The sequence below is a fragment of the Nocardioides sp. genome, from assembly GCF_004803405.1.
In the GTDB taxonomy this organism is placed as follows: Bacteria; Actinomycetota; Actinomycetes; order Propionibacteriales; family Nocardioidaceae; genus Nocardioides; species Nocardioides vastitatis.
This window is the reverse complement of sequence record NZ_SSXI01000227.1, coordinates 39,190-58,532: the sequence shown is the minus strand read 5'-3', so window position 1 is coordinate 58,532 and position 19,343 is coordinate 39,190. Positions and strand designations below refer to the sequence as shown.

19 protein-coding genes are annotated in these 19,343 nt (G+C 67.3%); 6 read left to right on the top strand and 13 right to left on the bottom strand.

Going from position 1 to position 19,343, the window contains the following annotated elements; genetic code table 11:
- Nucleotides 1–23: 23 nt before the first annotated feature.
- From E7Z54_RS16060 to E7Z54_RS16050, 3 genes are read left to right on the top strand one after another with little or no spacing between them, the layout of a single operon-like run.
- Complete coding sequence (locus tag E7Z54_RS16060) at nt 24–1,190, top strand: acyl-CoA dehydrogenase family protein (RefSeq protein WP_136435371.1); 1,167 nt, start codon at nt 24–26, stop codon at nt 1,188–1,190.
- Nucleotides 1,191–1,203: 13 nt separating this feature from the next.
- Entirely contained in the window at nt 1,204–2,097 is an 894-nt protein-coding gene (locus E7Z54_RS16055; RefSeq protein WP_136435370.1) for an HpcH/HpaI aldolase/citrate lyase family protein, read from the top strand.
- Nucleotides 2,098–2,119: 22 nt separating this feature from the next.
- On the top strand, nt 2,120–2,596 hold the full coding sequence (locus E7Z54_RS16050; RefSeq protein ID WP_136435368.1) for a MaoC family dehydratase: 477 nt from the start codon (nt 2,120–2,122) through the stop codon (nt 2,594–2,596).
- Here the strand turns inward: E7Z54_RS16050 and E7Z54_RS16045 are convergent.
- A complete protein-coding gene (locus E7Z54_RS16045) occupies nt 2,586–3,485 on the bottom strand; it encodes an amidohydrolase family protein (RefSeq protein ID WP_136435366.1) in 900 nt (299 codons plus the stop codon). The genes E7Z54_RS16050 and E7Z54_RS16045 overlap by 11 nt on opposite strands.
- A 92-nt stretch (nt 3,486–3,577) precedes the next feature.
- Between E7Z54_RS16045 and E7Z54_RS16040 the strand changes: the two genes are divergently transcribed.
- Nucleotides 3,578–5,194 carry a flavin-containing monooxygenase gene (locus tag E7Z54_RS16040; RefSeq protein ID WP_136435364.1) on the top strand — a complete coding sequence of 539 codons (1,617 nt, stop codon included), beginning with the start codon at nt 3,578–3,580 and terminating at the stop codon, nt 5,192–5,194.
- 18 nt (nt 5,195–5,212) lie between these two features.
- A complete protein-coding gene (locus tag E7Z54_RS16035) occupies nt 5,213–6,169 on the top strand; it encodes an alpha/beta hydrolase (protein ID WP_136435362.1) in 957 nt (318 codons plus the stop codon).
- Nucleotides 6,170–6,179: 10 nt separating this feature from the next.
- On the opposite strand, the gene E7Z54_RS16030 is transcribed toward E7Z54_RS16035, so the two are convergent.
- Both E7Z54_RS16030 and E7Z54_RS16025 read right to left on the bottom strand, forming a co-directional pair.
- A complete protein-coding gene (locus tag E7Z54_RS16030; RefSeq protein WP_136435360.1) occupies nt 6,180–6,959 on the bottom strand; it encodes an SDR family NAD(P)-dependent oxidoreductase in 780 nt (259 codons plus the stop codon).
- Nucleotides 6,959–7,726, bottom strand: coding sequence for an SDR family NAD(P)-dependent oxidoreductase (locus tag E7Z54_RS16025; RefSeq protein WP_136435358.1), 768 nt, complete (start codon nt 7,724–7,726; stop codon nt 6,959–6,961). The genes E7Z54_RS16030 and E7Z54_RS16025 overlap by 1 nt, the downstream gene beginning before the upstream one ends.
- Nucleotides 7,727–7,784: 58 nt before the next feature.
- On the opposite strand from E7Z54_RS16025, the gene E7Z54_RS16020 reads away from it, so the two are divergent.
- Nucleotides 7,785–8,867: a Zn-dependent alcohol dehydrogenase gene (locus tag E7Z54_RS16020; protein WP_136435356.1), complete on the top strand. Its 1,083-nt coding sequence runs from the start codon at nt 7,785–7,787 to the stop codon at nt 8,865–8,867.
- Between the two features lie 350 nt (nt 8,868–9,217).
- On the opposite strand, the gene E7Z54_RS16015 is transcribed toward E7Z54_RS16020, so the two are convergent.
- From E7Z54_RS16015 to E7Z54_RS15970, 10 genes are all read right to left on the bottom strand, one after another.
- Entirely contained in the window at nt 9,218–10,363 is a 1,146-nt protein-coding gene (locus tag E7Z54_RS16015) for a sugar ABC transporter substrate-binding protein (RefSeq protein ID WP_136435355.1), read from the bottom strand.
- Nucleotides 10,364–10,406: 43 nt separating this feature from the next.
- Nucleotides 10,407–11,390 carry an ABC transporter permease gene (locus E7Z54_RS16010; RefSeq protein ID WP_168798373.1) on the bottom strand — a complete coding sequence of 328 codons (984 nt, stop codon included), beginning with the start codon at nt 11,388–11,390 and terminating at the stop codon, nt 10,407–10,409.
- An 80-nt stretch (nt 11,391–11,470) separates the two neighbouring features.
- Nucleotides 11,471–13,030: a sugar ABC transporter ATP-binding protein gene (locus E7Z54_RS16005; protein WP_168798372.1), complete on the bottom strand. Its 1,560-nt coding sequence runs from the start codon at nt 13,028–13,030 to the stop codon at nt 11,471–11,473.
- Between the two features lie 147 nt (nt 13,031–13,177).
- A complete protein-coding gene (locus tag E7Z54_RS16000) occupies nt 13,178–13,966 on the bottom strand; it encodes an SDR family NAD(P)-dependent oxidoreductase (RefSeq protein ID WP_136435427.1) in 789 nt (262 codons plus the stop codon).
- A 21-nt stretch (nt 13,967–13,987) separates the two neighbouring features.
- Nucleotides 13,988–15,475, bottom strand: coding sequence for an aldehyde dehydrogenase (locus E7Z54_RS15995; RefSeq protein WP_136435349.1), 1,488 nt, complete (start codon nt 15,473–15,475; stop codon nt 13,988–13,990).
- Entirely contained in the window at nt 15,468–16,301 is an 834-nt protein-coding gene (locus E7Z54_RS15990; protein WP_136435347.1) for an SDR family NAD(P)-dependent oxidoreductase, read from the bottom strand. Before E7Z54_RS15990 ends, E7Z54_RS15995 begins: the two co-directional genes overlap by 8 nt.
- Nucleotides 16,298–16,756 carry a nuclear transport factor 2 family protein gene (locus E7Z54_RS15985; protein ID WP_136435346.1) on the bottom strand — a complete coding sequence of 153 codons (459 nt, stop codon included), beginning with the start codon at nt 16,754–16,756 and terminating at the stop codon, nt 16,298–16,300. The genes E7Z54_RS15990 and E7Z54_RS15985 overlap by 4 nt, the downstream gene beginning before the upstream one ends.
- Complete coding sequence (locus E7Z54_RS15980) at nt 16,753–16,971, bottom strand: ferredoxin (protein WP_136435344.1); 219 nt, start codon at nt 16,969–16,971, stop codon at nt 16,753–16,755. Before E7Z54_RS15980 ends, E7Z54_RS15985 begins: the two co-directional genes overlap by 4 nt.
- Nucleotides 16,971–18,185, bottom strand: a complete 1,215-nt coding sequence (locus tag E7Z54_RS15975) for a cytochrome P450 (protein ID WP_168798371.1) — start codon at nt 18,183–18,185, stop codon at nt 16,971–16,973. The genes E7Z54_RS15980 and E7Z54_RS15975 overlap by 1 nt, the downstream gene beginning before the upstream one ends.
- Nucleotides 18,186–18,287: 102 nt before the next feature.
- Nucleotides 18,288–19,313 carry an LLM class flavin-dependent oxidoreductase gene (locus tag E7Z54_RS15970; RefSeq protein WP_136435341.1) on the bottom strand — a complete coding sequence of 342 codons (1,026 nt, stop codon included), beginning with the start codon at nt 19,311–19,313 and terminating at the stop codon, nt 18,288–18,290.
- Nucleotides 19,314–19,343 lie beyond the last annotated feature (30 nt).

Here is a 19,343-nt window from a genome sequence, read left to right as displayed (position 1 = left end):
CGCACACTGATCGGACACGACCGATGGACTTTGCCCAGAACTCCCTCCACGACGACATCCGCGCGGCCGTGCGCGACATGATGGAACCGTTCGACGACCAGTACTGGATGGAGCACGACAACTCCAAGGAGTTTCCCTGGGAGTTCTACAACGCTGTCGCCAAGGCCGGCTGGCTGGGCATCACCATTCCGGAGGAGTACGGCGGTGGCGGCCTGGGCGTCACCGAGGCAGCGATCGTCGAGCACGAGATCTCCGCGTCGGGCGGCGGGATGAACGCGTGCAGCGCAGTCCATATCGGGATCTTCGGGTTCGACCCGATCATCCGGCACGGATCGGAGGACCTGAAGCGACGCTTCCTCCCCCGCGTCCCGAACGGTGATCTCCACATCTCCTTCGCGGTCACCGAACCGGATGCCGGCACGGACACGACCGGCATCACGACGTTCGCACGCAAGGTCGACGGCGGGTTCCGGGTCTCGGGGAAGAAGGTCTGGATCACGAAGGCCAAGGAGGCCGAGCGCATGTTGCTGCTCGTCCGCACGACGAAGCGCGAGGAGTGCGCGAAACGTACCGATGGCATGACCCTGCTCTTCGCCGAGATGGACCCGGACCACGTGCAGATCCGCGAGATCCCGAAGCTCGGTCGGAATGCGGTCGACACGAACGAGCTCTTCATCGACGACCTGTTCGTTGCCGACGAGGACGTCGTCGGCGAGGTCGGCAAGGGCTTCCGCGCCATCCTGGCCGGCCTCAACGCCGAACGGATCATCGCGTCCAACGCCGCGACAGGAATCGGGCGTGCGGCAATTCGGCGCGCCACGTCGTACGCCAACGAGCGCCAGGTGTTCGGCCGCCCGATCGGCCAGAACCAAGCGGTTGCGCACCCGATCGCCGAGGCGATGATGCGCCTCGACGCGGCACAGCTCATGATCGACAAGGCCGCGTGGTTGCTCGACAACGGCTACGACTGCGGCAAGGAAGCGAACGAGGGCAAGTATCTCGCTGCCGACGCTGCGTTCAAGGCTGCCGACGTCGCCATCCAGGTCCACGGTGGCTACGGCTACGGCAAGGAGTTCCACGTCGAGCGCTACTTCCGCGAAGCCCGTCTGAAGAGGATCGCGCCCATCACTCAGGAGATGGTTCTCAACTATCTCGCCGAGCACGTCCTCGGACTCCCACGCAGCTACTGAGAGGACTGTAGAGATGTTGCCCTATCGCTCTGTCCTCTTCGTCCCGGCGCACAAGACGTCCTGGTTCGACAAGGCCGCCGACTCCGGTGCCGACGCCGTGTGCTTCGACCTCGAGGACTCCGTCCCCGATCACCTCAAGCCCCAGGCCCGCGAACAGGTCGCTGCCGCCGTCGAGCGATTCGCGAAGTCGCATCCGGCGATGGGCATGTTCGTCAGGCCGAACTCCCTCGGCACCGGGCTGGCCGGCGTCGACCTCGAGTGGGCGATTGCACCCGGGCTCACCGGCGTCTTTGCGCCCAAGGTCAACTCGGCCGTCGAGGTGTTCAAGTACGACGCCCTGCTGGACCACTTCGAGGCCCGTGCGGAAGTGACGGGTCTGGAGTACATCGTCCCCGTCGAGACGATCCAGGGCATCCAGAACTGCGAGGAGATCGCTGCAGCTTCGCCCCGCGTGGGCGCGATGATCGGGCCGACCGCCGAGCACGCGGACATCGCGAAGGCGGTGGGCTACGAATGGACGCCCGAGGGCACCGAGTCGATGGTCCACCGGACCAAGATCCTGCTGGCCACCCTCGCTGCCGGACGACACCCGCTGACCGCTCTGTGGGAGCGGATCCACGACCTGGAGGGCCTGCGCGAGTTCACCACACGTGGCCGGAAGATGGGCTTCCGCGGGCAGATCGTTCTCCATCCCTCTCACGTGTCTGTGGTGAACGCCGTCTTCACCCCGGACGGGGAGCAGATCGACTTCTACCGCGGCCTGCTCGACACGTACTACGCCGCTGAGAAGCGCGGCGACGGTGCCGTGATGTACGGCGAGATCCACGTCGACAAGGCTCACGCCGACAAGGCCGAGGAATGGCTCGCGCGAGTCGACCGGCTCGCCGAGCTCAACGGCGGCATCTGAGACCAAGGACAAGGAGAGCAACATGGCAGGCCTCTACTACGAGGACTTCGAGATCGGCAAGGAGTACGTCCACGACTGGACGCGTACGGTCACCGAGACCGACACGATCCTGTACTGCGGACTCACCATGAACCCGGCGCCGATCCACCTGGACCAGCACTACATGGAGGGCACCATCCACGGACAGCGGCTCGTGCCGAGCCTGTGGACCGCAGGGGTGATCGGCGGCATGATCGTGAACGACCTCACGCTCGGCACGACGTTGGGCAACCTCGGCTACACGAAGTTCGACTTCCCGCGGCCCGTGTTCCACGGCGACACCCTTCGCGCCGAGACCACGATTCTGGACAAGCGGGAGTCGAAGAGCCGCGAGGACTCCGGGATCGTGTACTTCGAGCACCGGGGCATCAACCAGCGCGGAGAGGTCGTGCACATCGCCCACCGTGCGGGCCTGATGCTCAAGCGTGCCTTCGCGAACCGGGAAGTCGTCAGCTCCTAGGGCCGCCCGGCCCCGGCAGGCCGTAGACCCGACACGCGGTGCCCGCCAACACCGATTCCTGCTCGCTGGGAGTGAGTGTCCCCACGAGCTCGCGTGCGGTCTCCACTGTCCGCGAGTACGAGCCCGCGCGGAGGCTGACCGGCCAGTCCGACCCGAACATCAGCCGCTCGGCGCCGAAGCGTGAGAGCAGGTGATCGACATAGGGCTCCAGCTCCGACCGGTTCCAGGTCGTGAGGTCGGCCAGCGTGGTCAGTCCGGACATCTTGCAGAAGGCGTTCGGCAGCTGACTGATCCTGGCGATGCACTCCGCCCATCTGCGCGACTCTGCCGACGACCAGCCGGACGTCACCGGCGGCTTGCCAGCGTGGTCCACCACGAAGGTGGTGCTCGGGTGCGCGGCGACCACGGCGTGCGCTGTGGCGAGGTGGTCCGGCCCGAGCAGGAGGTCGAAGGCCAGGCTCCGGGCGCCGAGCAGCGCGAATCCCGGGCCCTCCCCCACTCGTGCCAGCCAGCCAGCCGGGTCGGCCTCGGCCAGAGCCTGGTGACGGACCCCGGCCAGGTGTGCGCCCGAGGGATGGGAGAGCATCGCCTCCAGCCGTGGCTCCAGGTCATGGCCGAGCAGGTCGAGCCACGGCACCACGGCGCTGAACGGCCGCTCGGCACCGATCCACAGCAGGTCCTCCGACTCCTCCGGATCGTTGAGGACCTGCACGAGCACTGCGCTGGAGACCCCCGCGGACAGCACCTCGGCACCCAGCTCCGCGGGCTGGTAGTCGCGCTCGAGAACAGCCATGCTGCGAGGGTCGATCCATGGTTGCGGGCGTCGGGCAAGATCCCACACGTGCACGTGTGCGTCCACTACCGACGGTGGCGCGGCCGCACTGTCCATGCCGCCTCCTCGCGATTGTCCGTCAGGGTCTTGCCCCCCGAGCGACTAAACCATACTATTCATATGCATTGATTACGAGCGAGGAGACACCGATGCCGGTCGAGGAACGCACCGCGCCCCCCGATGAGCTGGACGTGCTCGTGATCGGCGCGGGCTTCTCCGGCCTCTACGCCCTGTACCGCTTGCGCGAGATGGGTCGCCGCGTCCACCTGATCGACGACGCGCCGGACGTGGGGGGCGTCTGGTTCTGGAACCGCTATCCCGGCGCCCGCTGCGACATCGAGAGCGTCGACTACTGCTACTCGTTCTCCGACGAGATCGTCCAGGATTGGACGTGGGCGGAGCGTTACCCGGCCCAGCCCGAGATCCTGCGATACCTCAACTTCGTCGCCGACAGGCTCGACCTGAGGCGGGACGCCAGCTTCCGGACGCGCGTCGAGTCGCTCACCTACGACGAAGCAGCGGACCGCTGGGTCGCCGTCACCGACCAGGGCGACCAGGTGATCGCCGGGTTCGTGATCATGGCCACCGGACAGCTGTCGAAGACGCAGCCTCCCGAGATCGAGGGTCTTGAGGACTTCGGCGGCGAGCTCTACCACACGGGGCAGTGGCCACGTGAGGGCGTGGACATAGCCGAGAAGTTGGTCGGCGTCATCGGGACCGGGTCCTCGGGTGTCCAGGTGATCCCCCAGCTGGCCAAGGGCGCCGGCCACCTGTACGTCTTCCAGCGCACGGCGCACTACGCGATCCCGGCGAACAACAAGCCACTCGACCCGGCGTTCGTCGCCGATCTGAAGAGCCGGTTCGGCGAGTATCGCGAGCAGGCCCGTCACACCCCGGGTGGCACCCACCGCGTGATCGGCACCCAGGCTGCGTCGGACGTGGACCCCGAAGCGGTGCGGGAGGTGTTCGAGGGTCATTGGGAGCGCGGGGGCCCGGACATCCTCGCCTCGTACACCGATCTCCGCACCGACGAGGCCGCAGCCGAGTTGGCCGGAGACTTCGTCAGAGAGAAGATCCGTGGCCTTGTCGAAGACCCGGGGACGGCCGAGAAGCTCTGCCCGAAGGGCTATCCGTTCGGGTCCAAGCGACTCGTCCTGGAGATCGGGTACTACGACACCTTCAACCGCGACAACGTGACGCTCGTCGACGTCAAGGCCGATCCGATCTCACGGATCACGCCGAACGGCGTCCGGACGACGGACGCGGAGTACCCGCTTGACGTCCTGGTGCTGGCGACGGGGTACGACGCCCTCACCGGCGCCCTCTTCGAGATGGACATCAAGGGAGTCGGCGGTCTCACCCTGCGCGAGGCCTGGGCCGACGGGCCGCAGACCTATCTCGGCGTCGCCACACACGGATTCCCCAATATGTTCTTCGTCGCAGGAGCCGGATCTCCCTCTGTGCTCTCGAACGTCGTCATCTCGATCGAGCAGCACGTCGAGTGGATCACCGACTACATCGAGTACATGCGCAAGAACGGACGGCACCGGAGTGAGGCAGGGCTCGAGGAGCAGCGCGCCTGGGTCGCCGAGGTCAACGAGATCGCCTCGCACACACTGTTCTTCAAGGGGAACTCCTGGTACGTCGGCGCCAACGTGCCCGGCAAGCCACGAGTCTTCAGCCTCTACCTCGGCGGAGTCGGGCGTTACCGCGACATCTGCGACGAGGTGGCCGCCGATGGCTACCGCGGCTTCGAAACCACCTGAGGAACGCCGGAGAGCGAGATGGTGACCGAGCGGCCTGGCGCCAGCACCGCGTTCGTGGCGGACCTGGACGACGAGATCCGCGATCTCCGCGACAAGAGCCGCGAAGCCGCGCTCGCACCCCTGATCGAGCTCTCCCCGACCGACGCCCGTGAGCGCGTCAGGGGCGGCAACCGGCTGTGCGCAGCCGGACCTGTTGATGTCGACACCGCCGAGGTTGTGGCGGAGCACGACGGGCGATACGTCGACGTTCGGGTCTACGAGAGTCCTGACGCCGCCGTGACGCTCGTCTACGCCCACGGCGGGGGTTGGGTCACCGGTGACCTGGACTACACCGACGAGCTGTGCCGATTCGTTGCCTCAGGGGGCGTTCGCGTCGTGAGCGTCGACTATCGACTGGCTCCTGAACATCCGTTTCCTGCTGCCTTCGAAGACATGCTCACCGCGACGCTCTGGGCGTCGCGCGCCTACCGACGGGTTGCGGTGGGCGGCGACAGCGCCGGTGGCAACGTGGCGGTGGCGGCTGCGATCGCCCTTCGTGATCAGCCCAAGGTGGCGCTCGCCTTCCAGGTCCTGGTGTACCCAGTGCTCGACACCGATGTCGCCCGGCCTTCGTACGTCTCCGAGGCGCGGGCATTCCCGATAGGCGCTGCGGAGATGCGCTGGTTCCTCGACCACTACGTCGAGGCGCGCCTTCGCGACGACGACCGGGTCGCGCCCCTGCGCGCCGCCTCGCTGGTGGGCCTGCCTCCGACGCACCTGGTCGTGGCCGGGCACGACCCGCTCCGGGACGAAGCACATGCGTTCACGCGCCGGTTGACCGAGGCCGGTGTACCGGTCACGACGGAGCTGCACGGCTCCCTGTGCCATGGCTTCCTGCGCTTCACGGCCGCCTCGTCCGGCGCGCTTGCTGCGCGCGACCGCCTCGTGGAGCGCATCCTCGCGCTGGCGCAGGAGACTGCGCCCTCGGTCACCTGAGGCAGGCCCGTCACCTGGACAGGAAACCGCCCTCCACCGCGAAGTCGGCGCCGGTCACGAAGGTCGCCGAGTCCGAGAGCAGCCAGAGCACGGTCTCGGCGACCTCGTCGGGGGATCCCAGCCGTTGGAGCGGATGCAAGGCACCCATCGCCGCTCGCGCCTCGGCGTCGTGGCGCTCGACCAGCAGCGGCGTCTCGATGAAGCCGGGGCTCACGCTGTTCACCCGCACACCTTGCTCTGCATTCTCCAGCGCTGCGGCCCGCGTCAGCCCGATGACGGCGTGCTTGGACGCGACGTAGGCGGCCGAACCCGCCCATCCCCGGTGCGCGAGGACCGAGGCCATGTTCACGATCGACCCGCGCCCCGCTGTTCGCCGGATCAGGTCGAGCTCCATCCGCAAGGAGAGGAACGTGCCGTCGAGGTTCACCGCGAGGACGTTGCGCCACATCTCCGGGTCGTGGTCGACCACGGGCTGGTTGGTCACGCCGATTCCGGCACTGTTGACGGCCAGGTCCAGCCGCCCGAACGTCGCCTGGACGTACGCGCCGAGCGCCTCGACCCGCGCCTGGTCAGTGACGTCCACCTGTACCGGGACAACTCGACCAGACCGGCCGTCGAGCTCGCCAGCGAGCTGTTCGGCTGCCTCCAGGGTCAGGTCCCCCACGACCACGTGGGCATGAGCTGCAGCGAGAGCTCGGACGCAGGCCTCCCCGATTCCCGACGCTCCCCCGGTGACCAGCGCGACCGCGTCCCGGAAGTCGTACGCCGCCTGTCGAGCGCTCACCACCATCAGGTGGACCTCCCGCCGTCGACCGGCACGGCGGCACCGGTCATGTACGAGGCCCCCGTCCCGAGGAGGAATGCGATGACGCCGGCGACCTCCTCAGGATCTGCCGGGCGACCGAGCGGAACCTTCGACGAGGACACCGCCTCCACGTCCTCGACGCCGAGTCCCGCAGCGATCGACGTCATCATCCGCCCCCTGATCGGACCCGGGCACACTGCGTTGACCCGGATTCCCACGGGCGCGAGCTCGAGCGCTGCCGCGCGGGTGAGGCCGACCACGGCGTGCTTCGAGGCGATGTAGGCAGCAAGGTTGACCGCTCCGACGAGTCCTCCGGTGCTGGCCGTGTTCACGATGGCGCCACCTGACCGCATCAGGGGGACGGCATGCTTCATCCCGAGGAACACTCCCCGGACGTTGACCGCCCACACGGAGTCGAAGTCCGCGACGCTGTAGTCGACGAGCGGCATGACGGGGCCCTCGACCCCGGCATTGTTCGCGAACCCGTCGATCCGCCCTGTGTCACCGGCCGCCGCCTCCGCGTATCGGCGTACGTCTTCCTCGACGGTGACGTCCGCGGTCACCGCGACGACCTCGGCGCCGGCCTGTTCCGCTGCGTGCGCGACCGGGAGGAGGGATGCTTGGTCACGGTCGACGAGCGTGAGGCATACACCCGCGGACGCAAGAGCGCGTGCGATCGCGGAGCCGAGCGCACCGCCCGCGCCCGTGACGAGGTATCGGCGCTGTTCGGTCCGCCAATTCACGCTATTCATTATCACCAATCTAGTGCTAGCGTTGATTCACCGCAAGGACCGGGAAAGGTGGGAGCAGGTGAAGGCAGCGATCCTGCACGAGTTCGGCGCCGACCTCGTCGTCGAGGACGTCGACGTCGCAGGACCTGCTCCTGACGAGGTCCTGGTGCGCACGGTGGCCTCCGGGGTGTGCCACACCGACCGGACGATGCAGCTCGGCGCAAACCCGCTTACCCTCCCGCTGGTCCTGGGCCACGAGGCCGCCGGCGTGGTGGAAGCAGTCGGACGGGACGTGACCTACGTCAAGGTCGGCGACCCTGTCGCCACGACGGCCTCCTCCTTCTGCGGACACTGCCGGTGGTGCCAGCGAGGAGAGCCTCAGCACTGCGAGAACAAGGGGCGTGCCAGGCCGTCCGGTCAGCCGCCTCGCCTGAGCCGGCACGGCACACCAGTCGAACCGTTCGTCGGACTCGGGGGGTTCGCCGAACAGCTGTTGGTGCATGAGCGCACGCTGGTCAGGCTCCCCGACGAGATGCCCCTGGACCGCGCCTCCTTGCTTGGGTGCGCGGGCATCACCGGCCTCGGCGCAGTTCGCCACGCCGCACGCGTCCGCGCCGGCGACACCGTTGCGGTGATCGGGTGCGGCGGTGTGGGCCTGAACGCCGTTCAAGGTGCTCGCCTGGTGGGCGCCGCTCGCATCATCGCGATCGACCGGATCCCCGAGAAGCTGGAGCTGGCGCGGCGATTCGGGGCCAGCGACACGGTCGACGCCTCGAGCGTGGAACCCGTCGAAGCGGTCAGGGAGCTCACCGGTGGGCTGGGCGTGGACCATGCCATCGAGGTGGTGGGCATCGAGGCGACGATCGAGCAGGCGTTTGCGATGCTGGACACCAGGGGCACCGCAACGGTGGTCGGGGTGGCACGACCCGACATGCGGGTCCGCATCCCTGCAGTCGACCTGCTGCTCGAGAAGCGGCTGCAAGGAACCAAGATGGGTTCGACGCGACCGCGGATCGACATTCCGCTCTACTGCCAGCTCTACCTCGACGGCCGGCTGATGCTCGACGAGCTGCTCAGCGAGACCGTCCCGCTGGAGAAGGTCAACGAAGCGCTCTCCGCCCTCGACAACCCTCTAGGTGCGCGGACCGTCCTGACCTTTTGACCCCAGCGCGAAGCCCGAGGGTTCGGCGACCAGTCCTTCGCGGTCCTCGGGGTGCGTCGCGAGGTGGTCGAAGAGGTGACCGAGCGCAGCATGCTCTCCTCCGGCGGCAGGCCGAACAGGGCAAGGAAGAGCTCTGTCGGGTGCCGGCAACGGGTGAACGGCTTCGTCTTCGCCGAGGTAGTTCTCGCAGACGCTCCGCTCCAGCAGGTAGTTGTTGCGAGATCGGGCAGCGACCGGCTCCTGGTCCCGGATCCTCGGCGGCGCCATCCGCGACCCTCCTCCTCGGCCGGGTGGGCGCATGCCTCGGGGCGCCGCGCCTGCGCGCGACGCCCCGAGGACGATGGTTCGGCTCAGGCGACGCCCCAGAGCTTGTAGTACTGCTCCTCCATGTCCTCCACGACTGGGAAGATCTCCTCGTCGGTCGGGAGATTGTCCTTCGTCACGATCCACGTGGGCACGAAGGTCTCCTCTTCCAATGTGAGGCCTGAGAACATCCGGGCGAGCGCGTCCACCTGGGAGAACATCTCCTCCCAGTAGGGGAACATCACCGTTGCCTCCTGCTGACCGCTGGAGATGTACTGCAGCGTGGTGGTGTCTGGGCCCTCACCGACGATCTTGATGTCATTGAGCCCAGCCGCCTTCAGTGCCGCCGGAAGCCCGACGCCGAGTGCGCCATCAACCGAGAGGGCGACGTACTTGGTGTCGGGATGCGAACGCAGGAATCCGACGATGCGCTCAGTCACGTCCTTGCCGAGTGCGGTGATCGGGATGTCGAGCCTGTCGTACCTGCAGGCCGCACACATGTCGTCCATCAGCCCGCTGTAGCCCTTGTACAGCTCACCGAGGATCGGGAACGCCGAGATATCGACATAGACGGAGTTGCCGGAGCCCTTGGAGTTCGTGATCACCCATGCGGCCATCGCCTGACCGACGGGCTTGGAGTGGTGCGGCTGGCCGATGACGAAATCGAGGCCGTTGCCGGGCGGGTCGGTCGTGCAGCATGCCGTGACGTGGATGCCCAGGTCCTTGGCCTCCTGCAGCTCGGGCTCGAAGCCGGCCCGCGGCGTCGCGGAGTAGATGACGCCGTCAGGCTTCTCGCGCAGGATCTGCTGCCACGCTGCCTTGGTCTTCTCAGGGGTGCCGTCGTTGGCGATAACCGAGAACGACCAGTCGAGCTTCTCCGTTGCCCTCTCGATGATGTCGGCCTCGAGGTTGCAGGTCGGCGTCCCGCACGAGATGAAGGTGACCTTCTTGCCGCCCGGAATCGGCTTGTCGATGGGCGTCTTGTTCGGGATCTGGGTCGGGCGCTCGATGTAGCTGTCGTAGAGCGCCTGAGCCTTTTCGATGCCGCTCGAGTCGACCTTGTCCGTCGTGCCACCACCACCGGTGCCACCGTTGGACGCACCGCAGGCCGCCAGGGCGGCGAGCGCAAGCGTCGACACAGCTGTGGTGAACATCCGACGCCGACGCAAGGCCTTCGTGGTAGAGGTTTGCATGTGCTCTCCTAGCAGGGGTAGGGATGGTGCTGCGTGACGTCCGTCAGGAACGACGGAGCCTGGAGCGCCATCCGGCGCCAGGCGTCTTGGGTTTGCGCTGCACCGTCGTGGTGGCGAGCGCAGCAATGAGGACGATGCCGGTGAACATGTTTGCCGCCCACGTGGGCGCGGTGGCCAGCGAAAGTCCGGTGATGCCGGCACCGAGCGTGACTACCCCGAGGACCGTGCCACGCGCGTTGAAGCGTCCGGGTTTGATCTGGGTCGCTCCGAGGAATGCGGCCGCGAAGGCAGGGAGCAGGTACGGCGTCCCGGCCGTCGGCGAGCCGGTACCGAGGACCGCCGCCAGCACGACCCCGGCCCAGCCTGCGACGACTGCCGAGGCGAGCAACGAACAGAACTGGATCCGCTTGGTCTTGATGCCAGTGAGCCGGGCTGCCTCCATGTTGAACCCCGTGGCATAGATCCGTCGCCCCAGGGGCGTGTGCTCCATGACGAACCAGGTCACCGCAGCGATGGCAAGCACGTAGTACACCGGAAGGATGAAGCCGCCGATGTCCTTCTGCCCGATGTCCGAGAACGTCCCGAACAGCTTGGCATTGGTGATCGGCAGCTCATTTGTCACGTACGTGATGAACGCCTGGATGATGGAGCCAGTGGCCAGCGTGCCGATCATCGAGTCGACCCTCATGATGACGACGACGACGGCATTGATCACACCGACCAGGAGCGCGACGAGCAACGCGGCGCCGACAGCCAGCCACACCGGCCAGTCCTTGTCGGCGATGAAGTGGGCGGCAGTGACACCAGAGAGCGACATGGTGAATGCGAAGGACAGATCGAACACGCGCGCCGCAAGGGGGATCGCCAGGGACAGCGCGGCCAGGCCGATCACGGCGTTGCTGTTCAACACCTGACGCACCGTGGCGACCTGCAGGAACGTGTCGGGGACCCAGATCGAGAAGATCACCACGATCACGAGCAGGACGTACAGCGCACTCACCTTGCGCGGGTCCAGCGTTCGCCACACCCGGGACGACACCTCCCGAGGGACGTCTTGGCGCGTGGTTCCCGCTTCGGCAGCCGGGCTTTCCTGTACTGACTGAAGGGTCATGGTGTTCCTGCTTCCATGGCTGCGAGAAGGGAGTGTTCGTCGATGGCGTCCCCGACGAGTTCGGAGCACTGTTCTCCGCGCGACAGGACGATGACGCGCGAGCAGAGAGCGATCAGGTCTGTCGTATCGGTGGAGGTGACGACGACGGCGAGGCCGCGGTCCGCGAGGCCGCCGATGAGCTCATAGATGGCCTGACGCGTCCCGACGTCGACCCCCGCTGTGGGCTCAGCCAGAACCAGCACGGATGGATCCGCAGCAAGACAACGGCCCATGATCACCTTCTGCTGGTTTCCCCCCGAGAGGCTCATGATCGAGTCCTCGGAGTTGGCCACCTTGATCTGGAGCTTCTTGATCCATTCGCGGACCACATCGGCCTCGCGCTTCGCTGACAACGCGCCGCCGCGGCTGAAGCTCTCCATCACGCGAAGGGTCAGGTTCTCGGCGACTGTGAAGTCCGCGACCGCCGCTTCACGCTGCCGGTCTGCCGGGACCAGCGGAAAGCCGCTCCTGCGAAGCCGAGATGCGGGATGCCACTTCCCATCCGCCAGCTTGACCTGTCCAGAGGTCGCGGGCCGGGCGCCGGCGAGCAGGTAGGGCACCACTTCGCTCCCCGACCCGGTGAAACCGGCAATCCCCAGGATCTCCCCAGGTGCGACCGACGCGGTCAGCCGACGCAGCGTGCCACCAGCGAGGTCTCGGACGGCGAGAACGCTGGCCTCGGCATCGACTGGAGACCGCGCGAGCCTGAACGCGGCATCGACGCGTTCACCCACCATGAGCTCGGCCAGTGACTGCGTGTTGAGGCCGACAGTTTCTTTCGTGGTCACCACCCGGCCGTCGCGCAGCACTGTGACTCGATCGGCGATCTTGAAGATCTCGTCCAGGCGGTGTGAGACGTAGAGGACGCTCGCGCCGAGGCGCTGGATGCCCCTGACGATCTCGAGAAGCCGGTCCACCTCGGTGTGGGGCAGGACGGCCGTCGGCTCGTCGAGCACGAGGAGGCCGCGACCGCTCTCCCACCCGGTCAGTGCCGCCGCGATGGCGACGATCGTCCGCTCGACCGGCGTGGCCGCACCGAGCGGCTTTCGGATGTCGAGGTCGACGCCGAGTCGAGCCAGTGAGGCCTTCGTGCGCTCCTCCTGCTCCTTCCAGTGCACGCGGCCGGAAGTGCCGGTGATGAACCCGGCACTGAGCGCGAGGTTCTCGGTCGCGCTCATCTCGAGGACGAGACCGAGGTCCTGGTGGACGAACCGGATGTGGCTGAAGCCGCTGGTGTCACGCTGACCGAGGTGGAACTCCTCGCCGTTGTACCGAGCGACCGAGCCGGGGTCCGGTTGGTGGTAGCCCGCGAGCAGCTTGATCAGCGTGGACTTGCCCGAACCGTTCTGACCGACCAAGGCGTGGACCTCCCCGGCGCGGATGTCGAGGTCGACGCTCTCGAGGGCCTGGGTACCGGCGAAGGTCTTGGAGACGTTCCCGAGCGACAGGACCGGGAGGTCGCCGGAGAGCTGGTGCTGACCGGTGTCGACCTCGTCCATGTCTTCGCTCGTGCGCATGGTAGTAATCATCATCATAGAATGTAGTGATGTCAATCACTCACGTGGACGAACGCGGATCAGTCCCGGGCCTTGAACGTGACGCCGGCACCGACCGTCGAGACGGTCGGTGCCGGCGGGTGGCGCTGAGGCTGGTGGAAGGAGGGGTCAGGCGTTGCTTCCGCGCCAGGCGAGCGAGCCGCCGTCGACCGTGTAGACGGCGCCGGTGACGAAGGAGGACGCGTCCGAGGCCAGGAAGCAGGCCACCTTGGCGACCTCGTCTGCCTGGCCGGATCGCCTCACGAGGTGCGAGGCGATCATGAACTTCTCGACTGCTTCCTTGTCCTCGGCGGCCTCCAGGAAGCCGTGCCGCATCGGGGTGTCGATGGAGCCGGGCGCGAAGCAGTTCACCCGGATCTCTGGTGACAGGTCCACAGCGGCAGCGCGTGTCAGCTGGATCAGGCCGCCCTTGCTAGCGCAGTACGCGGCCCCCATTGCGTAGCCGGTGAGACCGGAGACCGAGGAGCAGTTCACGATCGCCGGTCCGTTGCCCTTGCGCAGCTCCGGGGCGGCGAACTTGGTGAGGAGCCAGATCGCCTTGAGGTTGACGTCGAAGACCGCGTCCCAGATCTCCTCCTCGAGCAGCTCGACCGTCGTGGGCTTGTCCGTGAGGAGAGCTTCGATCACCCCGGCCACGTTCACGACTGTGTCGAGGCCACCCATCGCTTGCACGGCCGTGTCGACCAGATCCTGGATCTGTTGCCGGTCGCGCAGATCCACGGCCGCCACGGTCGCCGCCGCGCCCGTCTTGCGAACGAGCTCGGCGGTCTCTTCCGCGGCGTCTGCGTTCCGGTCCGCGAGGACAACGTGGGCTGCTCCCTGCTCCCCGAGCTCGATGGCAACAGCGCGTCCGATGCCCTGGGCCGATCCCGTGACGATGCAGCGCTTGTCAAGCATTGGCTCCGTGATGCTCAAGGCTCATCCCTCCCCGGGTCGGAACTGACCCAGCGCGATCGACTTCTTCTCGACATAGGACTGCAGGCCCTCGGGTCCCATCTCGCGGCCGATGCCCGACTGCTTGTAGCCACCGAAGGGGGTGCCGTAGGCCTGGGGAGCGCCGTTGATGCTGACCATGCCCGTTCGGATCCGGCGGGCGACCGAGACGGCCGCGTCGCGGTCAACAGACCACACCGAGCCAGACAGGCCGTACGGCGAGTCGTTCGCGAGCCGCACCGCTTCGTCGACGTCGTCGTAGGCGAGCAGTGCGACGACGGGGCCGAAGATCTCCTCCTGCGCGACGCGCATGGAGTTGGTGACATCGGTGAGCAGCGTGGGCTCGACGTACCAGCCTTCGCCTGCGGAGCCAGGTCGACCGCCACCGGTGGCGATGGACGCGCCCTCGGCGAGGGCGAGTTCGAGATACCCCTCGACGCGCTCACGCTGCTTCTCGCTCACCAGTGGACCGACGTACGTGTCGGGGTCCATCGGATCCCCGACGGCGAGCGCGGCAATCGCCGCGGCGAGCGCGTCCCGGACATCCGACTCGAGCGAACGGGGCACCAGCACCCGGGCCTGTGAGATGCACAGCTGGCCGCAGACACTGAACGACATCGGGAGCAGAGCCGCCACGAAGGCGTCGACGTCCGCGTCCGGAAGGACGACCGCCGCGCTCTTGCCGCCGAGCTCCAGGGTGACGCGCGCCATCCTCTCGGCACAGGCCTTCATGATCATCACGCCGGTCTCGGTGCTGCCTGTGAAGGCGATCTTGTCGACGTCCGGGTGCCGGAGGAGGACCTCGCCGGCATCGCGACCGGCCGGCAGGATCGACAGCACGCCGGGCGGCAGGCCTGCCTCTGCCAGTGCCTCACCGAGGGCCATGACGGTGAGCGGCGTCTCCGAGGACGGTTTGACCACGATCGAGCAACCGGCGGCCAGCGCCGGAGCCACCTTGAGCGTGGGCGAGCTCAACGGGCCGTTCCACGGAGTGATCGCGCCGACCACCCCCACCGGCTCGTCCACGACGATCGAGGTGTTCACCCCGTCCGACCGATAGTCGTCGAACGATCGACCGTCGACCAGGTCTGCGTAGTAGCGCAGGTGGCGGATCGGGTTGGGGACGTGCGCCTTCTCGGCGAACCAGAGCGGACATCCGAGCTCGGACGTCAGGAGCCGGGCCAGCTCGGGCAAGCGCTTCTCGAGTCGATCGGCGGCGTCTCGGAGCACTGCCGCGCGCTGACTGGGCTCCTGGTCGCGCCAGATCCCACTGTCGAAGCTCGCACGTGCGAGTGCCACGGCCTTGCGCATGTCGTCCGGTGAGGCGAGCTGCGCGCGGGCGAGAGTGCCGAGCCCGGCGGGGTTCACCACGTCCGCCACCCGGTCCCCCGAGGACGCTTCCCAGTGGCCCCCCATCCAGAGCTGTTGCAGCTCGACGTCCTGCTCGTGGTGTCGCCCCGAACGCTCAGCCATTCGACCGCCGCCCGGCCTCGAACATGCCGACGGGCTCACCTGAGGCGAACGGTGAATCGCCGGGCGCGTGCGTGTAGCCACCGTCGACGTGGAAGGTCGAGCCGGTCACGAACGACGCGTCGTCGCTGGCCAGGAAGGCAGCGGCGGCGGCGACGTCCTCGGGACGGCCGGGACGCGGCATCTTCTCCGCGCCGACGAGGATGTCGTGCGCGCCTGCGGTGTTGCCGGCATCGCCCGTCAGGATGTCGGCGGTCATCGCCGTCACGATGGCACCCGGCACGATCGCGTTGACCCGTACTCCAGCTGGGCGAAGCTCGGCCGCGACCGACTGGACCAGGCCGATGATCCCCGCCTTGGTGGCGCTGTACGTGTGTGCTCCGACACCGCCGACCGTGGCCGCAGGACTCGAAGTTGCGAGGATCACACCGCGGCCCTGGCTCTGCATCACGCGGGCCGCGTGCTTCATCGACAGCAGGACGCCGCGGAGGTTCACCGCGATGGTGGTGTCTGCGTCGTCAGTGCGTGTCCCGGCGATCGGGCCGAGTGCCCCCATGACGCCGGCGTTGGCGTAGAAGACGTCGAGCCCGCCGAACGCGGAGACTGCGGTGTCCACGACGCCAGCGACGTCCTCCTCACGCGTCACGTCACAGCGGACGAAGATCGCCGAGTCACCGAGCTCCTTCACCAGGATCTCCCCCGCGTCCACCTGGACGTCGGCAATGACGACCTTGGCGCCCTCGTCGACGAAGCGACGAACCGTCGCCGCGCCGATGCCGCTCGCGCCCCCGGTGACCACGGCAACCCTGCCGGAGAGACGACCGGTCACTGGACGACCTTCTTCCAGCCGGCCTCCAGCGTGGTCCCGACGATGATCCCGATCGTCTTCTCACGGAAGAGCGGATCGGGACCGGACACGTCGATGAGGTCGTCGTAGGTACCCCAGCCGATGACCGAGGCGTCGTCCCCGCGGCCGAGGTAGAGGAAGTAGCTCTGCAGCCGGACCAGCCCGGGCTCGGCGGAGATCACCTTCGGGTTGACGATGAGGTGCTGCTTCACCGACGTGTCCGCCTCGAACGCCATCGCATAGAAGCCCTCGATGTCGTCGCGACCGACGAAGTCGCCCATGGGGGTGCGGAGCACCCCGTCGTCGGCGAAGAGCTGTCCAACCGTCTTGGCGTTGGGCTCCTCGAGGATCTCAGCGTACACGTGGTGCATGTTCCGCGCAGCTTCGATGTCCTCCAGCCGCTGCAGCCTGGCTGTCAGCGCCTCGATGTCGGTCATGGTGACTCCGTTCCGTATTCGATGCGCATGGCAAGCTCGGGGCAGGCGTCCGCGGCGAGTTTCGCGTCGGGAAGCTGGTTCTCGTCCAGGACCATCGGCTCGTGGCGCACGCTCACGAATCCCTCCTCGTCGTAGGTGAGGAGGTCCTCGGCGGTGCTGTAGCAGCGCCCGTGCCCGGTGCACCTGGCGAAATCGACGATCAATCTGGCAGTCATCAGTCCCACTCCAATGGCAGGGTCTGCAGGCGAAGCTGGCCGCCGCGCTCGGTGAGCTCGGCTCCGGGGCTCAGCCGGTAGTCCGGAATCACCTTGTGCCAGGTCTCGAGCGCGATGACGAGTTCTGCTCGTGCGAGATGCATACCGATGCAGCGGTGCACGCCGGCGCCGAACCCGAGGTGGTGGTTGAGACCTTCGCGATCCATGTCGAAGGTGTCCGGGTCCTCGAACTTGCGCGGGTCGCGGTTGGCGGCAGCGAGCCCCAGCCAGACCATCTCACCAGCCTTCATCGGACAGCCCAGGACCTCCATGTCCTCCTTCACCTGACGTCCGTCCTGGATGATCAGGCTGTTGACCCGGATGGCCTCCTCGATGAATCGAGGCCACGACTCGGGCTCGTTGACCATGCGGTGGCGGACGTCCGGCTCGGTGGCGAGCTGGTGGAAGATGTAGCCCAGTGCCGATCGGGTCGTGTCCAGCCCAGCCGTCATCAGCGTCATGCAGGTGACCAGGATGTCCTCGCGACTCATGGGCACGCCGTCGATCTCCGCGACGAGGAGGCGGCTGACCAGGTCGATCTCCGGGTCCCCGGGGTCGGCGCTGCGCTCGTCGACCAGCTTGCCGAAGTACTCGTTGAAGCTGGCCACTGCGTCACCGGCCGCCTGTAGCTCCTCGGGGGTCGAGGCGAAGAAGCCGCCGAAGATCGCCTCCACCCAGGGCAGGACCATCTCGCCGTCCTCCGTGGGCAGGCCGAGGAGGGCGAGGAAGAGCTCGGTCGGGTAGAGGATCGCGAACTCCGAGACCAGGTCCACGCTCTTCTTCTCGGCCAGGGCGCCGATGAGGCTCTCCGCGCGCTCCCTGGCAAGGGGCTCGAGCCGCTTGACCGCCGCGGGCGAGAAGAACGGGTTGAGCACGCGCCGCACCTTGGTGTGCTCGGGCGGGTTGAGGGAGTTCGGAATCAGCGGGATCTGCATGTGGGGGTCGAATGCGTTCACGTTGTCGCTGACGAGCACGTCGGTCTGCTTCAACAGCTCCATGACGTCGTCGTACCGCTGGACCATCAGGAAGCCGTGCTCGGTGCTGTCGTTCCACACAGCAGGCGCGAGCTCGCGCTCCTCGCCCAGCTGGGGGATGGTCGTGAACGCCGGTCGATCGCGGCGGTAGTCGGTGTGCACGACCGGGCAGCGCCGTTCGGCGTCGAACTCTGATGTCATGTGATCCCTCCAAAAGGACGACCCGCAGCTATGTGGCGAACAACACATATAATCATCCGCATAGATTCGGTTGTCAACGGCATGGTCCGCATTTGGACGGGCTCACTTCGCGGACTGTCCGGCGAAGTGCGGCAGCACTTCGTCGCGGAACAGGGCGAGCGTTGCGAGGACCTGTTCCTGGCTCAGGTCGAACCACTGCATGCGGAGGACCACGTAGGTGATTCCGCAGGCCTCGAGCTCCTTGAGCGCAGCAACGGCGCCCGCGGGGTCCGTGAAGAGATAGGAGGCGTCCGCGGTTTGCTCCGCCGCTGCGTCGGTCGCCAGGTGCTTGTAGGCGTCCCCCTGTTGCGGAGCGTTGTACTCGGCGTACTTGCGGCTTAGCGCATTCCGCGCCGCTAGTCCGATCGCCCTGGCACGTTCCGGGTCGGGGTCCAGGACGAGCTCACGGCGTACGACGAGCTCAGACGGCCCGCGCCCAAGCCGCTCGCGCTCGGTCTGGTAGTGCCTGAGGACGACCTTGAGCCGCTCGGGATCGACGTGCGGAGGAATGATCCAGGCGTCACCAAGCCGGGCAGCCCTCTGGGCGCCGGTCTTGTGCGGTCCCGCGCCGATCCAGATCGGCGGCCCGCCCTGCTGGGTCGGGACGAGGCTGATGCGCTCGTCCTTCACGCGAAAGTGCTCACCCTCGAAGGTTGTCCGCTCTCCGGACCACAGGCTTCGGATGAGACTGATCGACTCCTCGAACCGACCGACGCGCGCGCCCATGTCGACTCCGAACGACTCGAACTCGTTCTCCCGGTAACCCATGCCGAACCCGGCGACAGCGCGCCCTCCCGTGAGGTGGTCAAGGGTCGCGAACTCCTCGGCGACGTCCACCGGATGCCGCAACGGGAGAATGAACATGTTCGTGCCCAGCGTCATCTCCCCCGCGTCCTGGGCCATCGCCGCCAGCGTGGGCAGCGGTTGCAGCGTGGGCATGCTTCCCAGGTAGTGCTGGAGCATCCACACCGATGACAGGCCGGCGCCGCGTGCAGCCCGAACCTGCTCGCGCATCTCGGCAACGCGGTCGGCCGGGACGACGTCGGGCGGGAAGTCGTTCATGATGGCCAGGCCGAACTTGAGCGCCATGCTCGTTCTCCCTCGAGGTTGGAAAGCCAG

Bases quoted from the DNA above. Each gene is read 5' to 3' on its own strand.
- E7Z54_RS16060 (WP_136435371.1), top strand. From the start codon at position 24: ATGGACTTTGCCCAGAACTCCCTCCACGACGACATCCGCGCGGCCGTG.
- E7Z54_RS16055 (WP_136435370.1), top strand. From the start codon at position 1,204: ATGTTGCCCTATCGCTCTGTCCTCTTCGTCCCGGCGCACAAGACGTCC.
- E7Z54_RS16050 (WP_136435368.1), top strand. From the start codon at position 2,120: ATGGCAGGCCTCTACTACGAGGACTTCGAGATCGGCAAGGAGTACGTC.
- E7Z54_RS16045 (WP_136435366.1), bottom strand. From the start codon at position 3,485: ATGGACAGTGCGGCCGCGCCACCGTCGGTAGTGGACGCACACGTGCAC.
- E7Z54_RS16040 (WP_136435364.1), top strand. From the start codon at position 3,578: ATGCCGGTCGAGGAACGCACCGCGCCCCCCGATGAGCTGGACGTGCTC.
- E7Z54_RS16035 (WP_136435362.1), top strand. From the start codon at position 5,213: ATGGTGACCGAGCGGCCTGGCGCCAGCACCGCGTTCGTGGCGGACCTG.
- E7Z54_RS16030 (WP_136435360.1), bottom strand. From the start codon at position 6,959: ATGGTGGTGAGCGCTCGACAGGCGGCGTACGACTTCCGGGACGCGGTC.
- E7Z54_RS16025 (WP_136435358.1), bottom strand. From the start codon at position 7,726: ATGAATAGCGTGAATTGGCGGACCGAACAGCGCCGATACCTCGTCACG.
- E7Z54_RS16015 (WP_136435355.1), bottom strand. From the start codon at position 10,363: ATGCAAACCTCTACCACGAAGGCCTTGCGTCGGCGTCGGATGTTCACC.
- E7Z54_RS16005 (WP_168798372.1), bottom strand. From the start codon at position 13,030: ATGCGCACGAGCGAAGACATGGACGAGGTCGACACCGGTCAGCACCAG.
- E7Z54_RS16000 (WP_136435427.1), bottom strand. From the start codon at position 13,966: ATGCTTGACAAGCGCTGCATCGTCACGGGATCGGCCCAGGGCATCGGA.
- E7Z54_RS15995 (WP_136435349.1), bottom strand. From the start codon at position 15,475: ATGGCTGAGCGTTCGGGGCGACACCACGAGCAGGACGTCGAGCTGCAA.
- E7Z54_RS15985 (WP_136435346.1), bottom strand. From the start codon at position 16,756: ATGACCGACATCGAGGCGCTGACAGCCAGGCTGCAGCGGCTGGAGGAC.
- E7Z54_RS15980 (WP_136435344.1), bottom strand. From the start codon at position 16,971: ATGACTGCCAGATTGATCGTCGATTTCGCCAGGTGCACCGGGCACGGG.
- E7Z54_RS15975 (WP_168798371.1), bottom strand. From the start codon at position 18,185: ATGACATCAGAGTTCGACGCCGAACGGCGCTGCCCGGTCGTGCACACC.
- E7Z54_RS15970 (WP_136435341.1), bottom strand. From the start codon at position 19,313: ATGGCGCTCAAGTTCGGCCTGGCCATCATGAACGACTTCCCGCCCGAC.